This is a genomic window from Youngiibacter fragilis 232.1, from assembly GCF_000495435.3.
Classification (GTDB): domain Bacteria; phylum Bacillota; class Clostridia; order Clostridiales; family Clostridiaceae; genus Youngiibacter; species Youngiibacter fragilis.
In genome coordinates this window covers 1-18,860 of sequence record NZ_AXUN02000231.1, presented here as the reverse complement: position 1 = coordinate 18,860, position 18,860 = coordinate 1, and the positions used below count along the sequence as shown (strand labels likewise).

General features: G+C 48.2%; 21 protein-coding genes. 2 read left to right on the top strand and 19 right to left on the bottom strand.

Annotation, left to right across the window (positions count from 1 at the left end; translation table 11 throughout):
- Window positions 1–10: 10 nt before the first annotated feature.
- The 4 genes from T472_RS18150 to T472_RS18135 all read right to left on the bottom strand — a co-directional run bounded on the left by T472_RS18150 (window position 11) and on the right by T472_RS18135 (window position 4,625).
- Window positions 11–1,051: a carbohydrate ABC transporter permease gene (locus T472_RS18150; protein ID WP_023388170.1), complete on the bottom strand. Its 1,041-nt coding sequence runs from the start codon at window positions 1,049–1,051 to the stop codon at window positions 11–13.
- Entirely contained in the window at window positions 1,051–1,983 is a 933-nt protein-coding gene (locus tag T472_RS18145) for a carbohydrate ABC transporter permease (RefSeq protein ID WP_023388169.1), read from the bottom strand. The genes T472_RS18150 and T472_RS18145 overlap by 1 nt, the downstream gene beginning before the upstream one ends.
- 77 nt (window positions 1,984–2,060) lie before the next feature.
- Window positions 2,061–3,359, bottom strand: a complete 1,299-nt coding sequence (locus T472_RS18140) for an ABC transporter substrate-binding protein (RefSeq protein WP_023388168.1) — start codon at window positions 3,357–3,359, stop codon at window positions 2,061–2,063.
- Window positions 3,360–3,617: 258 nt separating this feature from the next.
- Window positions 3,618–4,625 carry a LacI family DNA-binding transcriptional regulator gene (locus T472_RS18135; protein WP_023388167.1) on the bottom strand — a complete coding sequence of 336 codons (1,008 nt, stop codon included), beginning with the start codon at window positions 4,623–4,625 and terminating at the stop codon, window positions 3,618–3,620.
- Between the two features lie 305 nt (window positions 4,626–4,930).
- Between T472_RS18135 and T472_RS18130 the strand changes: the two genes are divergently transcribed.
- Window positions 4,931–5,614 (top strand): DNA alkylation repair protein, encoded by a 684-nt coding sequence (locus tag T472_RS18130; RefSeq protein ID WP_023388166.1) that lies wholly within the window; start codon window positions 4,931–4,933, stop codon window positions 5,612–5,614.
- Window positions 5,615–5,681: 67 nt separating this feature from the next.
- On the opposite strand, the gene T472_RS18125 is transcribed toward T472_RS18130, so the two are convergent.
- The 4 genes from T472_RS18125 to T472_RS18110 form a co-directional block, all read right to left on the bottom strand.
- Window positions 5,682–6,389, bottom strand: a complete 708-nt coding sequence (locus tag T472_RS18125; protein WP_023388165.1) for a hypothetical protein — start codon at window positions 6,387–6,389, stop codon at window positions 5,682–5,684.
- A 70-nt stretch (window positions 6,390–6,459) separates the two neighbouring features.
- Window positions 6,460–8,910 carry a Lon protease family protein gene (locus T472_RS18120; RefSeq protein ID WP_023388164.1) on the bottom strand — a complete coding sequence of 817 codons (2,451 nt, stop codon included), beginning with the start codon at window positions 8,908–8,910 and terminating at the stop codon, window positions 6,460–6,462.
- Between the two features lie 151 nt (window positions 8,911–9,061).
- Window positions 9,062–9,871: a MerR family transcriptional regulator gene (locus T472_RS18115; protein ID WP_023388163.1), complete on the bottom strand. Its 810-nt coding sequence runs from the start codon at window positions 9,869–9,871 to the stop codon at window positions 9,062–9,064.
- A gap of 44 nt (window positions 9,872–9,915) precedes the next feature.
- Window positions 9,916–10,608 carry a Crp/Fnr family transcriptional regulator gene (locus T472_RS18110; protein ID WP_023388162.1) on the bottom strand — a complete coding sequence of 231 codons (693 nt, stop codon included), beginning with the start codon at window positions 10,606–10,608 and terminating at the stop codon, window positions 9,916–9,918.
- Window positions 10,609–10,731: 123 nt separating this feature from the next.
- On the opposite strand from T472_RS18110, the gene T472_RS18105 reads away from it, so the two are divergent.
- Entirely contained in the window at window positions 10,732–11,058 is a 327-nt protein-coding gene (locus T472_RS18105) for a cupin domain-containing protein (RefSeq protein ID WP_023388161.1), read from the top strand.
- An 89-nt stretch (window positions 11,059–11,147) separates the two neighbouring features.
- Here T472_RS18105 and T472_RS18100 read toward each other — a convergent pair whose 3' ends face one another.
- From T472_RS18100 to T472_RS18050, 11 genes are all read right to left on the bottom strand, one after another.
- Window positions 11,148–11,744 carry a TetR/AcrR family transcriptional regulator gene (locus tag T472_RS18100; protein WP_023388160.1) on the bottom strand — a complete coding sequence of 199 codons (597 nt, stop codon included), beginning with the start codon at window positions 11,742–11,744 and terminating at the stop codon, window positions 11,148–11,150.
- Between the two features lie 177 nt (window positions 11,745–11,921).
- A complete protein-coding gene (locus tag T472_RS18095; protein ID WP_023388159.1) occupies window positions 11,922–12,218 on the bottom strand; it encodes a hypothetical protein in 297 nt (98 codons plus the stop codon).
- A gap of 97 nt (window positions 12,219–12,315) precedes the next feature.
- Window positions 12,316–12,618, bottom strand: coding sequence for a hypothetical protein (locus T472_RS18090; RefSeq protein WP_023388158.1), 303 nt, complete (start codon window positions 12,616–12,618; stop codon window positions 12,316–12,318).
- The gene (locus T472_RS18085) at window positions 12,608–13,339 is read right to left on the bottom strand and encodes a prolipoprotein diacylglyceryl transferase (protein WP_023388157.1); all 732 of its coding nucleotides are present in this window, start codon (window positions 13,337–13,339) and stop codon (window positions 12,608–12,610) included. Before T472_RS18085 ends, T472_RS18090 begins: the two co-directional genes overlap by 11 nt.
- Complete coding sequence (locus T472_RS18080; protein WP_023388156.1) at window positions 13,332–13,793, bottom strand: DUF4395 family protein; 462 nt, start codon at window positions 13,791–13,793, stop codon at window positions 13,332–13,334. Before T472_RS18080 ends, T472_RS18085 begins: the two co-directional genes overlap by 8 nt.
- Window positions 13,794–13,796: 3 nt before the next feature.
- Window positions 13,797–14,387 carry a methyltransferase family protein gene (locus tag T472_RS18075; RefSeq protein ID WP_023388155.1) on the bottom strand — a complete coding sequence of 197 codons (591 nt, stop codon included), beginning with the start codon at window positions 14,385–14,387 and terminating at the stop codon, window positions 13,797–13,799.
- Window positions 14,371–15,750, bottom strand: coding sequence for a radical SAM protein (locus T472_RS18070; RefSeq protein WP_023388154.1), 1,380 nt, complete (start codon window positions 15,748–15,750; stop codon window positions 14,371–14,373). Before T472_RS18070 ends, T472_RS18075 begins: the two co-directional genes overlap by 17 nt.
- Before the next feature lie 105 nt (window positions 15,751–15,855).
- Window positions 15,856–16,686, bottom strand: coding sequence for a nitroreductase family protein (locus T472_RS18065; RefSeq protein WP_023388153.1), 831 nt, complete (start codon window positions 16,684–16,686; stop codon window positions 15,856–15,858).
- Window positions 16,687–16,688: 2 nt separating this feature from the next.
- Window positions 16,689–17,657 carry a hypothetical protein gene (locus T472_RS19650; protein WP_023388152.1) on the bottom strand — a complete coding sequence of 323 codons (969 nt, stop codon included), beginning with the start codon at window positions 17,655–17,657 and terminating at the stop codon, window positions 16,689–16,691.
- A gap of 3 nt (window positions 17,658–17,660) precedes the next feature.
- Window positions 17,661–18,101: a SoxR reducing system RseC family protein gene (locus tag T472_RS18055; protein ID WP_242864833.1), complete on the bottom strand. Its 441-nt coding sequence runs from the start codon at window positions 18,099–18,101 to the stop codon at window positions 17,661–17,663.
- A 22-nt stretch (window positions 18,102–18,123) separates the two neighbouring features.
- Window positions 18,124–18,798, bottom strand: coding sequence for a molybdopterin-dependent oxidoreductase (locus T472_RS18050; protein ID WP_040908192.1), 675 nt, complete (start codon window positions 18,796–18,798; stop codon window positions 18,124–18,126).
- Window positions 18,799–18,860 lie beyond the last annotated feature (62 nt).

Below are 18,860 nucleotides of genomic sequence, written 5' to 3'. Positions count from 1 at the left end.
TCTACTCCTCCTATAGCTCTACGCCGCCCCACATCTGGCCGATGTAGCGTCTTATTATGAACGTGAACACCAGTGCAGGCAGAATAAGAACGATGCTTCCTGCTGCTGCGTACTGTATGCCGCTTGAGGTTGTCCCTATCGCCTTGTATACGACAAGAGCCAGTGTCTGGTTCTTGTCAGTCAGTATAAGGGCCGAAATAGTGTCATTCCATGCAGTCAGGAATGAGTACATCGAGCTTGCTGCAAGTGCAGGGAATGCCAATGGAAGCGTGATCTTCATGAAGGTCTGGATCCCGTTGGCACCGAACACCATTGAAGCCTCTTCAAGCTCCCTGTTGATCCCTATGAAAATGCTGCCTGTGATCCATGCTGTGAGAGCTATGTTGGGAACAGAGTAGAGGAATGCCAGTCCGATAAGGGTATCGAACAACCCGAACCGTATAAGCAGAAGCGCCATCGGAATGCTTATCCCTACCATGGGGAACATCCTTACGATGAGGAGCGATACATTGATCTCCTTCTTGAACCTGAAGTTGTACCTCGCTATTCCATATCCTGCAAGGCTTCCTATGGATAATGAAATGATGATCGTATAAAGGGAGACAAGGATGCTGTTCTTAAGCGCTGAGCTTGCATTTGGCACTATCCTGAAGAACTGCTTGAAATTGTTGAATACGTCCTTCCTGTATGTGAATTCCATGGGTCCCTTTTCAAGAGTCTGTGAAAAATCTTCAAGGAGCTTTTCACCCTCTATGGTTACTCCATACTGCCGTGCAAAATGGTTTTCAAGCTTTACGGCATTTTTACTTGTTATTATCGAAGTATATCCATCACCACTGTCATAGAAGAGCTCATATTCACCAAGGTCATTCGGCACTATCTTCACAGTGACGCTGAAGTCCGGAAACAGCTTCTTGGGAAACTGTGACATTTCAACTGCATTTGAAAATGATACTGTAGTGAAGAATACAAGCGGAATTATTATGGTCATCACTGCTGCTGCAAGTATTATGCTCATCACTGTTTTCTGTACTATATTCAGCCTGTCCATTACCTGCCACCTCCTGCTGCATTGCTGCTCTTTGATACCTTAAGGAAAATGACGGTGGCAAGAAGTACGATTATAGTAGTCGTAAACGACAGTGTGAACGCTATTTTGCCGCTTGTGTCAATTCCAGGTACGACATCAACAAAGAAGGCGATCCTCTCGACAAGGAAAGGAACCTTGCTGTATCCGAGCACCATTACGGCAATTGCCCAGACCTGGATCGCAGCGATCAGCCTCATGATTACAGACGTAATTATCGAAGGCTTGAGTATGGGGATCACTATGTCCATGAGGATCCTCCATTTGTTTGCCCCGAACAGGTAGGCAGCTTCCTTCAGCTCCTTCTGCACACCCTGCAGACCTGCTATGAGGATTATCATTACCGATGGAGTCACGGTCCATGTGTCAATCAGGATAATGAGGAGCAGCATGGAAAGTCCTTCAAGGTTCATGAATACGAAAGGCTTGTCGATGATATTAAGTCCTACAAGCATTGTGTTCAGCCACCCGTCCCTTACCAGTCCGGTCTTCCAGATTATGGCGACAGCGGTAGGCGTAATGGCCATGGGGATCATGGTAACAAACATCAGGAGCTTTGATCCCTTGAATTTCCTGGAGAGCAGCACTGCAAGGGTCAATGCGATGAAATACTGTATGACTACTGATATCGCAGCGAACAATGCAGTATTCATGACAGCCCGGTCGAACAGGTCTGATTCAAGCATTAGCCTGAAGTTGCCAAAAAGCGTGAATCTCCCGTCAAGTCCTGTGAATACCTCATTCACACCTGATGCCACAGGCAGGAGCCAGAATACCGCGTAGTAGATAAAAACGGGAAGGAGGAGCAGATATGGCATTGTATCCTTGCTTATGAGCCGTTTGACCTGAATCTGCCCCGGACCTTTATCCTGTTTCGTGTCAAGCCTGTTTCCCACTTGGATTCCTCCATTCTTGATGAGTGAAGGAGGACAGATGTCCCCCTTCTCCCAAGGTCATTGTTCTTAAGTTCAAATTATGGTTTCTTCAATGCGTCAAGCTTTGTCTGCATCTCCTTGAGATAATCGTCTGATGGAACCGCCTTGTTCTTCAGGATGCCATTATAGATATCCCCGTATAGGAGCTTCACAGCATTCCAGTCTGTGTACTTTGTTGCCGGAACACCGGTTACCGTAGTAGTCTTGAGCATTTCAATTCCTGCCCTCATTACAACATCGCTTGATTCAAGGATATCGCCAACCTCTTCTATCGGGCTGAGCGATCCGCCGTAGTTGGAGCAGAAGTCATAGTTGACCTGAGGATCTGCCACATATGCTATGAACTTCTCAGCGAGGTCCATGTGCGGTGCTCCCTTCTGGATCCCATAGCACCATGCTCCTGACGTTGATCCTGCACCATTGCTGCCCTTTGGCGCCGCGCCTATGACAAAGTTGTTTGGTGCTGCCGAATAGCTTACTCCTACCGGTCCCATGTGAGCGAAGGTAAGCCAGACATCTCCGCTGTTAAGCGGTTCCGTAGGTGCTGTATATTGGTCCTGCTCCGCATAGAATCCGTTTGCGGCTGCAATCTTGGCTATGATCCCAAGCGCTGACTTGAAGCCCTGTGATGTGAATTCTGGGAATGCTCCACCGTATGCAAGGCTCATTCCGCCCATTGGATAAAGGAGCTGCGATCCCGTAAGGTTTGCAGGCATCATCGTCTTTCCTTCACCCTCGCCCTTAGCTATCGCTACTGCCCAATCAGCGTACTGCTCCCAGGTTATGCCCTTCACGACATCTTCCTTGGTAAGTCCTGCTGGCAGATAAGCAAGTGCCTTGACATTGGCAACAGTGATGTAGACATCATAGCTCATCGGAGCGAAGTACCTTTTTCCGCCGGAGTTAGTGGATCCGTCAAACATCTTCGTGTAGGTTGACCCTGTCTTTTCAACGATTGAAGTGATATCCTCCATCCATCCGCCATTGACGTAAGGAGCCATGTTTGCGGTGTCAGCATAGATGATGTCAGACACTATGTTCTTCGTCGACTGCTCTGACTCGATCTTCTTAATTGCATCCGCCTGGGCTACGAAATCAACCTCCACCTTGACATTGTACTTTGTCTCGAATCCCTTGAAGAATGAGTTCATCAGGTATTCCTTCTCATGAACCTGAGGTGTTCCGCTGTAGGTAACCTTGAGGATCGTCGATGCAGGCTTCGTTGGTGCTGCGGTAGCTGATGGAGTAGTTGGCGTCGTCGGCTCCTTAGCTCCGCATCCTGATGCGATGACTAGCATACTGGCTGCGAGAAATGCTGCGATGATCTTTTTGTTCATTTTTTCCGCTCCTTTTATTTTTTATAATCAATGTCCGACAGACAGCTGTCCCCCTGAAATATCCCGGACAGGCACATAAGCTTGTATCCAGGTAACCATCCATGCCGGCCATTCACTAACAGATTGAAATGGACCTTACCGTTAACGTTTACTTGCAGCTGATACTTCGACAGATGAAAAAAGGAATAATAATTATTAAATAGACAACGTTGTCATTTTATGGTGCAGACCTCGTTTCCGCAATCTGCTGACTTCAGTTCATGTCGAGTCACGTTCAATTATCCCGCCTGGTACCAGCACCTTCTTCTTGATGTCTTGAGGCACATCACCCCTGAGCAGCACAACAACCCTCCATATGCATTCCCCTGCAAGCTTTTCGAAATCCTGGTCTATGGTTGACATTGGCGGGAACATGTACTCTCCCTGGGGTATGTTGTCTATACCCAGGACAGCCACATCCTTGGGAATACGAAGCGACTTCTCATATATGGCCCTGTATACGCCGATGGCCCTCTCGTCTCCCGAGACGAAGAAAGCATCCACCCTTCGCCTGTCCAGTATTGACAGTGTCTCCCTGTATGCCTTCTCTATCGTGTCGATTCCAGGGATCACCTCGTGATTTATCCCACTGCCTTCAATGGCATCCAGGAAGCCCCTGATCCTTCTCTGATTGGAGAGGAACCTTGTTTCACCAAGCATGAACACTATATCCCTGAAGCCCCTGCCTTTAAGGTAACTTCCTCCCTTGTAGCCGACATCATAGTTGTCCAGGCTTACAGAATATATCTCTTCATCTTCAGGTTCTCCGAATACGACATAAGGTATCCCATGTTCCTCGAGATATTCAACCCTCTTGTCATTCTTTACGTTCTCAAGAAGTATCGCTCCGTCAGCAACTCCGCTTGAGAGCAGATAGAAGCCATCGGTCTCATCCTCAAGGTATTCCTCGCTGTTCGATGGCGAGATTACTATCTTCAGATTGTTCTTCTTTGCGTACTGGATGAGGTATTTGATCATGATGTTGTGCCATAGGCTGAAATGCTCTTCCTGATGCCTGTCTATGAACACGATTATGATATTTGTCCTGCTTCCTTTAAGTCCCCTTGCGAACAGGTTGACCTGATAGCCCTCTTCCTTCATGGCTGCAAGGACCTTATCCCTGGTAGCAGGCTTCACATCAGGACTCTGGTTCAAGACCCTGGAAACAGTCTTTATTGATACTCCGCACTTTTCTGCAATATCGGTTATCGTTACTCTGCTTATCATTATCTTTTGCTCCTCAAATGTCTTACGTTGTCATTATATGCATAAGAAAATCCCCCGTCAAACGGACTAAATGTGTATATCTTCAGAATATTTGATGTTTTATCAATTTTTCAACCGAAATTCCATTACCAATTCCCAATCCTTTCAGATAGATTTACTGAAATCTCTGAATCAATATAATTTCAATATATCAGCAAGGGATATCCTCACCATTTTCTTTCATATGTCCAGAATGTTATGGATATGAATCTCAGGCAATAGAACCTATAATTGGATTGAATGTTAACATGGAATGGAGTGAAGCTATGGTATCAGAAATCAGAAATTCTCTTCTTGAATCTGCGGAAGAAAGATACAGGGAGTTTACTTCAAAGCTTTTGCCCGGTACCGGGAATATCCTTGGAGTGAGGCTCCCGAAACTCAGGAAGATAGCCAAAGAGATCGCTAAGTCAGACTGGAGACCATATGTCGAGTCAGAAGGCATGCTGTATTATGAGGAAACAATGCTCCAGGGGATGGTAATTGGATATGCTGATGCCGTATCAGCTGAAAAGCTTGAGCTTTCCAGATCATTCATACCCAGGATAGACAACTGGGGAGTATGCGACAGCTTCTGCTCTGGTCTGAAGTTCACTGCAAAAAATCCCTCACATGTCTGGGACTTCATCCAGCCATATGCAGCTTCATCAGATGAATTTGAATCACGCTTTGCATCCGTAATGATGCTGAACTACTATATCACCGAGGAGTATATCGACAGGGTCCTCACTGCAGCAGCAAGGCCTGCATCAGAAGGTTACTATGCCACTGCAGCAGCAGCCTGGACACTCTCAGTCTGCTATGTCAGGTTTCCTGAAAAGACATTTTCCGTGCTTTATGATGAAGGAATTGATGAAACCCTTCGAAGGATGGCAATCCGCAAGATAATCGAGTCAAGGCAGGTAACAGAACCTGACAAGGAGCTTGTCAGAAAGCTTAGGAAGAGATGATCAGACTTTTATGGCAAAGGGCCTGCACACAATTCATGTGTGCAGGCCCTATTCTATACAAGTTGAATTATTTTACCAGGTCGAACGACTTGACTATCTGGTCAGGGTTTGCTCCCATTCCCATGTTGTCTTTGCTGGCAGCCTTGAACGACCAGCCGAAGCCTTCAAGCTTAGCGATATCAAGCCCTGCGGCAACAAGCGGTTCAGCCTTGAGCACGAAAATAAGGTCCTCCGCCTGAGCCTTCAGGTCATCCGCCCATACCACTTCAAAGCCTTCTCCCATGAACAGAGCGAAATGGTCCTTCTCCTCATGGTAAGCCAGGATATCCTTGTCTGCCGCCACGATCTTTTCCATTGCCTCCGGCTCATTCCTGGCTTCACCCTTCTCATCCGCTACATTCCAGAGTTTGATAAGTAGCGCCGGTGTGCCATGAGCCGGTTCAGCCTCTGCATACAGCCAGTCTTGAGGATCGAGCTTCGTCACATCAAGGCCTGCATCGATGAATTCCTTTGCCGGCATGACCATTGCAAGGTCGGCCTTGTTCGCTCCCATATCCTTGGACCACTCGAACTTCTCACCTGAGCTCAGCGCAAAGCCATAATGAGACATTTCACCATGGAAGCCAACGCTCTTGGGATCCGATGCAAGCACCCTCTCAAAAGCTGCTATCCCAGGAGCCTTTGCCGCTTCGGGCTCAGCCTTCCTGCCGCAGGAAGCGAGTACAGCCGCGGATGCTACCGCAACAGCTATGATTACAAATATCTTTCTTTTCATGATAAACCTCCGTTTTTTGAATACACTTGGTATTCTAAACGGAGGTTGTGGAGGAATTATGGAGATTTTTTTACCTTCTGTTCCTTCTCCTCATGTCATTCTTCATCCCAGGTATATGCGGCGGCTCAAGGGCCTTCCCGAATTCATGGAGTCTTCTCTCTGCCGCATGGAATACAGTGCCATCAGGGTATATCCCATCCTCCTTTAGCTCCCCGGCAGGCATTCCAGTAAGGATCTCAATGCCTTCTTCGATGTCCTTTACAGCATATATTGCAAACTTTCCGTTCTTTACAGCATCAAGAACCTCATCCTTAAGCATCAGGTCGTCAATGTTCTGGATAGGTATCATCACTCCCTGTGTTCCCGTAAGACCTCTCGAAGCGCAGATGTCGAAGAAGCCTTCGATCTTTTCTGTGGCTCCTCCTATAGGCTGAACCTTGCCCCTCTGGTCAACTGAACCTGTAACCGCAATGTCCTGCCTGAGTGGAATTCCAGAAAGGCTGGATAGTATCGCATACAGCTCAGTGCTTGAAGCGCTGTCTCCGTCGACGCCTTCATAGGACTGTTCAAAAGTTATCTGGGCTGTGAAGCCCAAAGGCTTCTTCTGTGCGAACTTTCCTCCAAGGTAGCCTGACAATGTGAGAACTCCCTTTGTATGGATCTGGCCGCTCATCTGGGTCTCTCTCTCGATGTTGATTATCCCGCCTCTCCCCGAATAGGTCCTTGCGGTGATCCTGGACGGCATTCCGAACATGTTGCCGCCAGTCGATATGACTGAAAGTCCATTGATCTGCCCGACCTCAGTACCTTCAGTCCTTATGAGCATCTTGCCCTTCAGGATGTGCTCCTGTATCTTTTCCTCAAGTATCCCTGCCCTGTACTTCTTATGCCTTACTGCAGTATCAACGTGTGATGCGCTTACTTCTTGCACCTTGTCCGCCTTGGCGAAGGATGCGGCCTCGTAGATTATCTCGGTAACTTCATTGAACCTTGTCGACAGCTTGTTCTGGTTTCCCGCAAGCCTTGAGCCGTATTCGATGACCTTTGCCACAGCGTCCCTGCCGAAAGGCAGAAGAAGATCCTTGCTGCAGGTTGCTGATATGAAATCGGCGTACTGGCAGATGTTTGCAGGAGTCCTCGGCATATCGACATCAAAGTCGACCTTTACCTTGAACAGCCTCTGGAAATCATCATCAAGGGTATACAGCAGGTAATACAGCTGTGGATTGCTTATGACAACTATCTTCAGGTCAAGGGGCAATGGCTCCGGCCGCAAGCTTCCTGCAGGTATAAGCCTGTACTGCTCTCCTATGTTTTCCACAGCTGTCTGCCTGTACTTAAGGGCTTTCTTCAGGGCTTCCCATACGTATGGGTCGGTCAGGATATCCTTTGCCTGGACAACAAGATACCCGCCATTGGCACGGTGTATCGCGCCGGCCCTCAGCATTGTGAAGTCGGTGCTGACAGAGAGCATGTGGCTCCTGTATTCAAGCTTGCCGAAAAGGTTGTAGTAGTTCGGGTTAGATTCTATGATCACCGGTGCACCCTTGCACCTCTCATTGTTTACGAACAGGTTCACCTTATACTTTACGAACGGATCGGTCTCCTCCTTGAAGCCCTGCATTGCCTGCGGTGTCTCAGGAGCCTTTGGAGCTTCTCCTGCCCTGAACAGGTTGTAGTTGTCAACCACATCCTTAAGTACCATGAAAAGGTACTCGACGATCTTGGGGACATCAGCATATTTCGCTTTAAGGATACCAACCCTCTGGGCTGCCGCCGACATTGCCACCTGCCTTTCAAGCTCGGTCATTTCTTCCCTTGCCTGCCTTTCAAGCTCCTGCCCCTGCCGCATTGACTCATCGAGCCTCTTCATGAGCCTCCTGCCCTTTTCATCAAGTACTGCACGCTCCTGCGAAGTGAGCTTCTCGTACTGGTCCTGCGGCATTGGCACGCCGTCCTTTACCGGTATGAACACAAACCGCGGCGGAACCTGCTTCATGGTGAAGCCTTCCCTTTCCGCTTCCTCTTCCACGCTGCCATAAAGACTTTCCATGGTTTCCTGGAGGTTTCTTACAATTGCATCCCTCTTCTGCTCATAGGCACCCTGTTCGAATGCCTTGGGCATGGAAGTCCTCAGCTCTTCTATGAGAATGTCCATATCCTTCTGGAATGACTTTCCCTGTCCCGCAGGAAGTGAGACCGCAACCGGCCTGTCCTTGTCCAGGAAATTGTTGACATAGCACCAGTCCTTCGGTGCAGGTCTTTTCATGGCAGCCTGCTGCAGTATTGTATGGGTATATGTGCTTCTTCCTGTTCCATGCTGTCCGACAACGAAAATGTTGTAGCCTGGAATGTCCATCGAAAGTCCGAAATGCATGGATTCCACTGCCCTGTCCTGACCGATTACCCCCTCATATGATGGAGTATCACCGGAGGAACCGCAGGACCCAAGCTCCCTGCTGCATTCACAGATCTTCCTCAGTTTTTCAATTGGCACCTTGAATCTGTCTAAGCTGTCCATATACTTCACCTCGCATCAATTCTTCCTATTTCCATTATCAGTTATTGAAAACCATTTCTCAACACCGTGCAAATGAAAAGGAGCCCAAAAGGGCTCCTGTGCCTGTTCCTTTAATTGTAAAACTTTGATGAACTGCAGTTTCAGCCGCTTATTACCTCCTTAGCACCGGTATCTGGACCTCTGTAAGCCATTCTGATTCATCTTCCTTGTTCCATATCCCGTCAATATAGCTTTCACGGGGATTGTCTGCAGCGACAAATCCGTTCTCCTCGATGAACTTGAATGCATATGCATAAGCCTTTCCAAGCGAACTGTAAGGTCCCTTGTGCATAACACATACAGCAGGTACGCTTTCCATCTTCTTGAACACCACATCATCGAACTCGACCCCTGCCTTGTCCACAGCTTCACAGTACTCCATATCGATATCCTTTTCCCTGTATTCCCCGGCATGGTAGATTATGAAGCTGTATTCCGGAACCACACATTTAAGTTCCGGATTGTGCTTCTTCACCTCTTCTCCGAGCTTAGGAATGACGCTGAAATAAGCATCGTAATCAGGAACCACCATCCTCTTGGAAAATACGATGCATTCCGGCAGCTCCCTTGTGACAGCCTGATACTCCATGAAATATTCCTCCTTCAGGTGGGAAATGAGGCTTCTTATCCTTCTCATCCTGTCATTGACCGACTCCTGCTCTCTTGAAAGCTCCATGAGCCTTCCGTAAAGAATGCCTTCAAGGTCCTCTCCCTTCAAAGCCCGCCCAATCTCCTCCAGCGACAGACCTGCCTGCCTGTATGAAACGATCCTTGTGAGCCTTGCGAGCTGATCTGTGCTGTAGAGCCTGTAGCCAGTCTCACTGTCTACCGACGCAGGAACAAGGAGTCCCTGCTCGTCATAGTACCTCAGGGTCTTTATGGTAGTCTTTGCAAGTTTAGAGAATTCACCTATCCTGTACATTTTCCCCTCCTGTCACCATGCTACTGTCTCCCCCAACGGGAGAGTCAATACCTTATGTGAGGATTTCCAGCAGCTATTCCTAAAACCGCTTCCATGTCTTTTATTGTGATGCTTCTCCTGTCAAAATCTATGATCCTGTCTTTTCTCATACTGTCCAGTTCACGGCTTAGTGAGGTCCTGTTGATCCCTAGCCTCTCAGCAAGCTCCTTCTTTGACAGGTCCATCCTGATCTCAAGGGACTTCTGCCTCAGGTGCTCACCATAAAGGTATTCCAGGACCTTCTGCCTTATTGTCTTCATGGATATCGACCCCAGCTTGTCAGTCAGAAGAAGGGTCCTGTCTGAAATCTCCATTAGGAGCCATTCTGTGAAGCTGAAGCTTACCCTGCCCATTTCAAGTACCATCTCTCGCGGTATCGAGACAATTACAGACCTCATATCTGCTACTACAGTCATCGGGTACACGTTCTTGGAAGAGAACAAGAGGTTCATCCCGATCACCGAACCCCTTCCAAATGAGGCCACTCTGAGCATACTGCCATCAGGACCTATGCTATCTACAGATATCCTCCCTTCTGTGACAACATCCATTGAAGTGCATTCATCTCCCTGGAGATGGACCACCTGGCCCTTGCCATACTCCCTGACCTTCATTCCGCTGACCATTGAGTCAAGGTCCATTTCATCGAAAGAACTGAACATAGGCATGTCTTTCAAGGTATCCGCAATTCTCACCATAGAATTCAAAAGCCTCCAGGCAAGTGTTTCCTGGGGAACACTCTTCTAAGTGTTTCCTATGAAACACTCTTTGATTATATTTTGAAGTATACTGATTTCCAACAAGGAAAGGAGCAATAAAACATGATTGAAAAACTATACAACTTTACAATTGGCGATGAAAAGAAGATCGAGAAGATAATCGATGATGATGCAGCCCTGATTAACCACTTCATATTCCCAAACGGTGCAGGACTTCCGGAACACTTTTCAAATTCTAACGTATACATGATAATCGTGAGCGGAACACTGTCACTCCAGCTTGGAGACCAGGAAACCCACAAGTATCCTGCAGGAAGCATTGTAAGTATCCCTTACAACATAAGGATGAATGTGGGAAACAGAGACGAAGAGGTCCTCTCCATGTTTGTCATAAAATCCCCGAGCCCAAGACTCTATAAAGAGGCTTAACCACAAGAGCCGGAGAATCACAGCGATTCTCCGGCTCTATCTTTCATGCTGTAAAAATTCTCCGATGAAATATCAGTTCCTGCCTCAAACTAAGCCCTCAGGGAATCTATGCACTCCGTAATGATCTCGATTATTCCGGTCCGTCCCGGTGCTTCCCTGTCATAAGTCACATAGGCAGTAGTAAATCCCTGAAGCAGCATGTTGATGAATTCAGCCATGTCTTCAGCGCTCCTGTCAGTCCTGATGGTTCCTTTCTTCTGACCAGAGGTTATGATTTCAAGTATGATCTGCCTTATCCTGTCGGGATGGGTCTCAGCCCATTTCTCATACTCATCTATCCTCACCTGCATGAATCTCTTGTATAGCTGATAGACCCGTGTCGAGGAATATGCGAAGTAATGCTCGAAGAAAAGCCTCAGGGCTTCAATTTCATCCATAGATGCAAGGTTCTCATCGTAGAAGGTCTGGAAATGCTCATTTGACCTTATATACCTGTCCTTGAGCAGCTCATTCTTTGAGCTGAAATAATGATAGAAGGTACCTACGGTTATATCGACCTCTTTGCAGATGTCCCTTATAGTCATCGCATCAAATCCAACCGTATCAACCATCTTGTCCACAGCGGACCTTATGGCCTCAAGGGTTGCCTTGTGCTGCAGCTGCCTCATGTTCAGCTTCTTTTCCATGCGTGTCACCTCAAAATGCAAACGTTCACTAAACACATTATACTCTATTGTGGCCCATAAACAAAGCGGCCACAACAGAACGCTGCTGACCATAGTAGGATATGCCGGAACTTGCAGGTCGATATCAGCGAAGCTATGGTCACTTTCAAGGCCTTTCCGAATCATCCATATCCTGACTCAGTACCTTGTAATCATACCCCAGCAGCCTCCTACAACAAGCAGACTGATGGCAAGCGCTGCTGTCGCGAACCACAGGGCCTGCCTGCCGCCCCTTCTTTTTGAGACACTGCCTATAGCGATCGAAAGTGGAAGCCATACCACCCATCCTGTTCCAAGCAATCCCGAGAATATAGGCATGAACTCCCCTTCAGCTCCGACCAGCAGCAAAAGGAACATAGATATGACAAGAGAGCTGACCAAATACCCTATTGCACCGAGCAATAATCCAAAACTGAATCTTCCTCCGGTCTCCATCTCTGCTTCAACTCCTTACATTCAAAACTGACTTTTGCAATGTCCCACCTGCATGCCTTATCTGCTATTCTAAAGCATTCCCGAGTTCGTACTGTCGTTAGCCGCCCATTCCTGTGACTATTCCCCAGCATCCGCCGGTTACAAGAAGGCTGATGGCAAGTGATGCCGCTGCGAACCACAGGGCAGACCTGGAGCCTTTCCTTTTTGATACGCTCCCTATGGCAATCGACAGAGGTAACCAAATGAAGAGCCCTGTAATAAACATGCTTCCAAGGATCTCACTGAACTCCCCGACATCTCTCCTGAGCAGCATGAGAAACAGGGTGATGAGCAGTGAACTGGCTGTGAGCCCTATTGCACCGAGCAAAAAGCCTAAACTGAACTTTCCGTTATTTTCCATATGTTTCAACCCCTTTTGTTCGTTCAACCATCATTCTTCCAACAACAAACGCTATTCCAACGAGGCTTACGAGCTGATAGACTGTCAGCCCGAATGAGATCCTTTCATTGACCCTTGCGAACTCTATGAAAAACCTGAATATGAAATATGAGATCACATACCATTTGAAGAGTATTCCGGGCCTCATCTCCCTTTTCCTGAGACGGTGCAATATGATGAATGCCATGAAATGGAAAGCGGATTCAGCAAGCTGCGCAGGAAACCTGGTCAACCCATCCCCGAAGTCAAATCCAAAGAAGCATTCCACCCCGTAGCAGCAGCCATTAAGGAAACATCCTATCCTTCCTACAGCCATGCCCAGCGCTACAGCAGGAGCTATGATGTTGCCCATCCTGAGCTTTATGCCAAGGATCCTCTTGACGAGCAGCACCCCGAGCATTCCGCCTACAAGTCCTCCTACAATGGATTTCCCGAATATTATGGACTCAAGGTCTCCTCCTTCAAGTATAAGCGGTATCTTTGAGCCTAAAAGCCCGAAGATCAGTCCGCTTGATACGATCTCGATAACGCCTTCGCCCTTGACGTTCCTGGTCCTTGCATCAAGAAGGTAGTAGGAGAGTCCCAGTGTTATTCCTAACCCAACGAACAGTGCATATGAACTGAAGCCGAAGATGTTCGGAAGGATCCCGAAGTTATCCGGCCTGAAATGCGAATCAAGCATCTTTGAATTTCCTCACAAACTTCCCTACCCTGCAGCATCTTCCGGAATTCATGCAGCTATAAAGCTTCAGTGCGGAGCAGAATCCAAGTGCCGCAGAAGTCTTCAGCACCGCAAGGAATCCTGTCATTATCCAGCCTGCGTTCCCTTCTGTGAAATACAGCAGGATCAGACACAGTCCGCTGACAACCGCTCCCACGATATGTGCGAATCTTATCCCCTTTTCGTCAACTATGACCTGGTCTGAAGGAAACAGCCTTTCAATGGTCAGTGTATAGAGCGCGATAAGCGGCGCCTTCCTTACCTTGAGCAGTGCAGACAGCACAAGGATGATGAATCCTGCCAGGACCATTTCGCGGCTGCCAAGGATTATCGCGAGCCAGAAGATTACTGCTACAGTATACCTGCAGAATGCAAATGCACCGTTTGATATTGAGACTGGTTTGAAGCCTGCCATGTTTCACCTCCAAAACTTTGGGAAGAACATCCCCACTCTTTTCCTGTAATCCTCGTATCTTTCAAATTCCTGCAGGAGAAAGGTTTCCTCCTGCTTCGCCCTGTAGTACATGAACGGTATGAATACAAATGTTGTGAGGACTGCTGACGCCCAGTTGAGGTAGGCCAGCGACCCGCCATACAGCATCACCATAAGGGATGAGTAAAGAGGATGCCTTACGATTCCGTATATACCTGTCTCCACCAGCGTCTGGTCCTTGTATATCCTTACATGGTCAGCCCAGTTCCCTTTAAGGGACAGCCTGCCAAGTATGTTCATTGCTGAACCCAGGGCCACGAGAACCGTTCCCGCCATCCTTACAGCCTTTATTCCGATGCTGCCTTCAGTTATGATTGCACCTGTCCTGCTCCAGATGACGATAAAATATACGAGATAGAACAGGGTCATCGTTCCTGTAGCTACAATCGACCTCTTCTCCCTCTTCACGCCCCCCTTCTTCTCAAATAGCATGAAGTCCATGGCTATAGCTGCGAAAAGTATTGTCACGCTTGAGGAGATCGCCATTGTCATTATGTTCTCAAAGGTAATACCCATCGTATCTCCCCCTGTGCACCATGTTGAAGGCTGAGAACGGCATCCTCCTGAGGTCAGGGGTTATGACATGCACGCAGTCCTTCTGGATCGACTTCATGTCGAAGTTCCAGGCATCAACGAAGGAGCTGACGCTTATCCTGAAGGTGTTCTCGTCTACGAACTTCATCTTGTTTTCCCTGGATTTGAATATGAACCCTTTGGGTATATGCCTTTTGATGTCAACCAGAAGGTCACAGCAGTCGGAAAGTCCGAAGGTGGCATCCTCATCCTTCAGTGTCTTAATCGTATCCTCAAGTGTAAAAACGAAGGTGTTGCCTATTAGGTTCCTGTACTGGCTCATGTCCTTGCCTCTCGTTATCGGTATGAAGGAACCGTTTTCCTTGAACAGGTAAGTAAGGGCAACCCTTTCAACATCACAGGGAAGAGGCATGAAATCAGACATCTTCAGGAGACCTCCTGTCTGTTCCTCGATCCTCTTAAGGACACCCGACAGTGTCATCCTGTTCCTTTCACCTGAATACCTTCCAAAATATGCCACAGGCTGGAAATTCACCCCCCTGACATATTTCTCTTCCATTCCATATAGAAGGAGCTGTCCTATGCCGCTGTCATTTATCCCCTTGTCAACAGTGCAAACGAGTGTGGTCGGAACTCCATACCTGCCAAGGTTGGCTATGGCCCTCTTCTTCACATCAAGCATCGGCCTGCCTCTCATCTTCCTGTAAATGCCGTCATCAAGTCCGTCGAACTGGAGGTATACCTCGAAACCACCCTTGAAGGTTCCCAATGCCTTGGCGAATTCCTCATCATCAGCTAACCTCAGACCGTTGGTGTTCAGCATTACGTACTTGAAGCCCTTGCCCTTGGCCATTGCAATGACCTTCAGTATCTCAGGGTGCATGGTCGGTTCTCCTCCGCTGATCTGGAGGATCTCAGCCTTTCCGTCCTCTGATTCCATGTAGAAGTCCATCATCCTGCCGATGGTCTCAATATCCAGGTCCCTACCCTTTCCCGCTTCAGCAAAGCAGGTCGGGCAGCTCATGTCACATCGCCTGGTTATCTCCATAAGACCTATGCAGGTGTGCTGGTCATGGGACGGACACAGCCCGCAGTCATACGGGCACCCCTTGTCGACCTTTGTCTGGCAGGTGCTTGCCGTGCCTGGCTTGTCGTAGTCTCCCTTGTGGATATGCCAGTTAGCATCCTCCTCAAGAAGCTCAAGGCTTTCCCCGTGCACCGGACACCGCCTTAATATATATGCACCGCTGTCATCATAGACTATCTTGCCGTCTATCAGCTCCATGCACTCAGGGCACATTGTCCTGGTGTAGCTGTGATAGACGTAATCCCTCTTTCTCCCCATACCTTCGCCGCCTTCCGAATGTTCACCGCAATATGCTGTCCTTACAAAAATTATACAAAACCCAAAACCCATCCGCAAACATATTCAGAATTTTTCGATATTTACCTAAATTATATACGACCTCACATACTCCCATTCAGCCGGTGCCTGAGGATGCGGTCCGTTTACCCAGGTCCCTGCCACTCCCCATTGTGCTGCAGTGAGTTCGAAGTGGCACATGGCTATGCCCATGTCGTTCAGCTGCAGGTCATAGGTCCTGAGGCCATATCCCTTGTCCCTTGAAAGAAAGAAATGGCACCCTTTAGAATCGGTTATCGCTCTCCAAGGCTGCTTGTTTGAGGCTGATGGTCCCAGCCTTACCATTTCAAGTGGTATCCTGAAGTCTCCTGCGATTTCCTTCTGAAGCGGATTCAATATGCTCTCATGGAAGAACAACTCACTCCAAGGCTTTCTTGTATCAGCGCCAACCATTGCCCTTACTGATGAATCCAGAAGGCTGAACCTTTCCTTCCCATAGCCAACAGGCGATACTATCGGAATGTATTCCGAAGGGCCAATGTCAAGCCTGCCTTCAAAATCCTTCCTGTTGAACGAACCTCCAAGCCAGCAGGTATCAAGGCCCAGGTCTGCCAGGTGGAGGACAGCTGTCTCGAAGAGTCTTCCTATCTCAACAGGATCGTTTCCTTCCCTTCTGGCAATTACTGCAATGTAATCGGAAGCTCCGCTTATCATCCCGTAGGTTCCGACCCTTTCCTTTCCGCCCGGACCTGAACCAGCCAGGTAAGTAAGCCTGAATGATGATGCGATGCTTTCAACATCCTTAAGCATTGCCACCACTTCATCCATTACATCGTTCCCTATTTTCCTGTCCGAATATGACCTGCATGACTTTCTGTTCCTTATGATATCCTCTATGTCCCCATTGAACTCTCTCAAGCCTAACCCTCCATTCTTTTTTCTATCCTGCAGACCAGGAACTCGATCCAGCTGGATGGCCCTTTTTTCTGACCGAAATCCCAGCCCTTCCATGCCTTCCATTCTGATTCCGGCCTGTAACGGCCGTCAGACCCCCTCTTGCTCCTAATGAGTCCGACCATATCCAATAGCCTCGGGTCATTCCTCGCGAACTCAAACCTTGAAAGTATGTCAGCTGCGTTCAGGATGTCGTACCAGACAAAGGGAGCCTTAAGCTTCCTGAAGTCATCTCCCATATAAAATATGTATGGGTGCTTCACCCTGCTGTTTTCCCACAGGTCAAGGATGCACGCTGCGCCATTTTTCGCCTCAATACTGTCCTTATAGTCATCGAATTCTGAAATTAGCTTAAGCATTATCATGGTCGCATACGGACAGGGGTCACCCTTTTTTCCAGGCCCTCTGAAGCTTCCGAGCTCCCCGGAAACAACGCAGGGCCACCCGTTATCCTTCGCCAATGCGAGCAGCCTCATGAATCCGGACCTTACCAGCTTGTCATCAGGAGACACTATCTTCGCAAGCGAGTAAAGCGTAGTCGGTGCATCACATAGCGCCCATGCTCCCTTTACCTCGCCAGTCCCTCCATACCTCTCCGGTATCAGTGTCGGTAGACGCGGAATCCCATCTTCAGAGGTCAATTCAGACACTCTGTCGATGATCTCCTTCATCCCCGGGTCATCTTTTTCCATACCAATCTCCGCCAGGAAAGACAGCCTGTGGAAGGCCTGTCCTGCGCTCTTGTGGCTGGAAAGGACTTCACCCGGCCAACCTGAAAGCTCACTGACAAGTCCCCTGACAAGAGGGTCTTCTATCATCCTCGTTCTCGCTTCCCTTACATCAGGATCTTCCCTTTCCATGCCAAGGATGTCCCGCATGGTTCTGTATACTGTCCAGGGCTCGTTTGAATTCAGGAGATATTCCACATCGCACATTTTCTACCTCATATATTTTCTTACTGAGCCTTCAGGAAGCATCCCAACTATAGTATGCTTTACTGAACCTCTTCTTACAGCAATTTTCTCAGCTTCCTTCACAGCGAAATGGGACAGGATTATTCCGACAAAAAGCGCGGCACCTGATACCTGTACCTTATACTCCACAGGTGCGGCAATATAGGCTGCAACAACTGCCAGGAGCATTGCAGCCAAGGAGATACCATACCTCTCCATCTCGGTAATGGATCCCTTTCCCTTCTCCACTAGTATCTCAAGGAGGTCTCCTGTCTTCATGCCCTTAGCCATCTTGACCTTTATGACATCAGATTCTATATAGCAGCCTGCTGAGCATTTCCTGCAGGCGTCCCCGCAGGGAAGCACCCTCTTCACCAGTATCTCCGCATGTCCCTTATCTACCTTAAGTACCTTCCCCCAGTGCATTGCCACCCTATCACCCCCCATATCATTTGATATCCGCATTATTGTCATAACCGTAGTTCTCCCAGTACCCCCTGTAGGTATTGTTGTCTGAGAGCTCTATCTCTGTCACCCATCTCGCCCACTTGTACCCAAGCTTATCCTCAGCTACCACTATGAACGGGAATCCAAGCGATGGAGGAAGCTCGACACCATTTGATGAATAGGCAAGGATCATGTCCCTTTCAAGGATCGTACTGAGGGGCATTGATGTCGTATATCCGTCGTAGCATCTGAAGATTACAGTGTTCGCACTGTTTTTCACGACAGCAAGGTCAATCAGAGACTTTATCCTTACACCCTTCCAAAGTACAGTCGCATTCCAGCCCTCGACACAATGAAGGATAATTAGTTTCTCAAGCGGCTCCATCTCAAGGACGTCGTCATAGCTTATGGCAACCTCCTGATTGACAAGCCCCCTGATCTTGAGGGAATAACCCTCGATCGGGACCTTCTGGATGCCCTTGATCGAATTATCCCTGGGGCCTATAGAAGGATCCAGTCTGGCACCCTTATACTCCCTGATCTCATTTGCCACATACCTTTCTTCAGTAGGTCTTGACATGACATCCGGCTCCTGCGGTTCCTGACTCTTATCTGTGCAGGCAGCTAGCAATAAGAATATGGCAGCAACAGATGCGGCTATCCTGATCCTTTTCATTTCATACCTCCTGTGAAGAAAGAAAAGAGTCCCTATACTTGGATTGAACAAAATCGCTACGC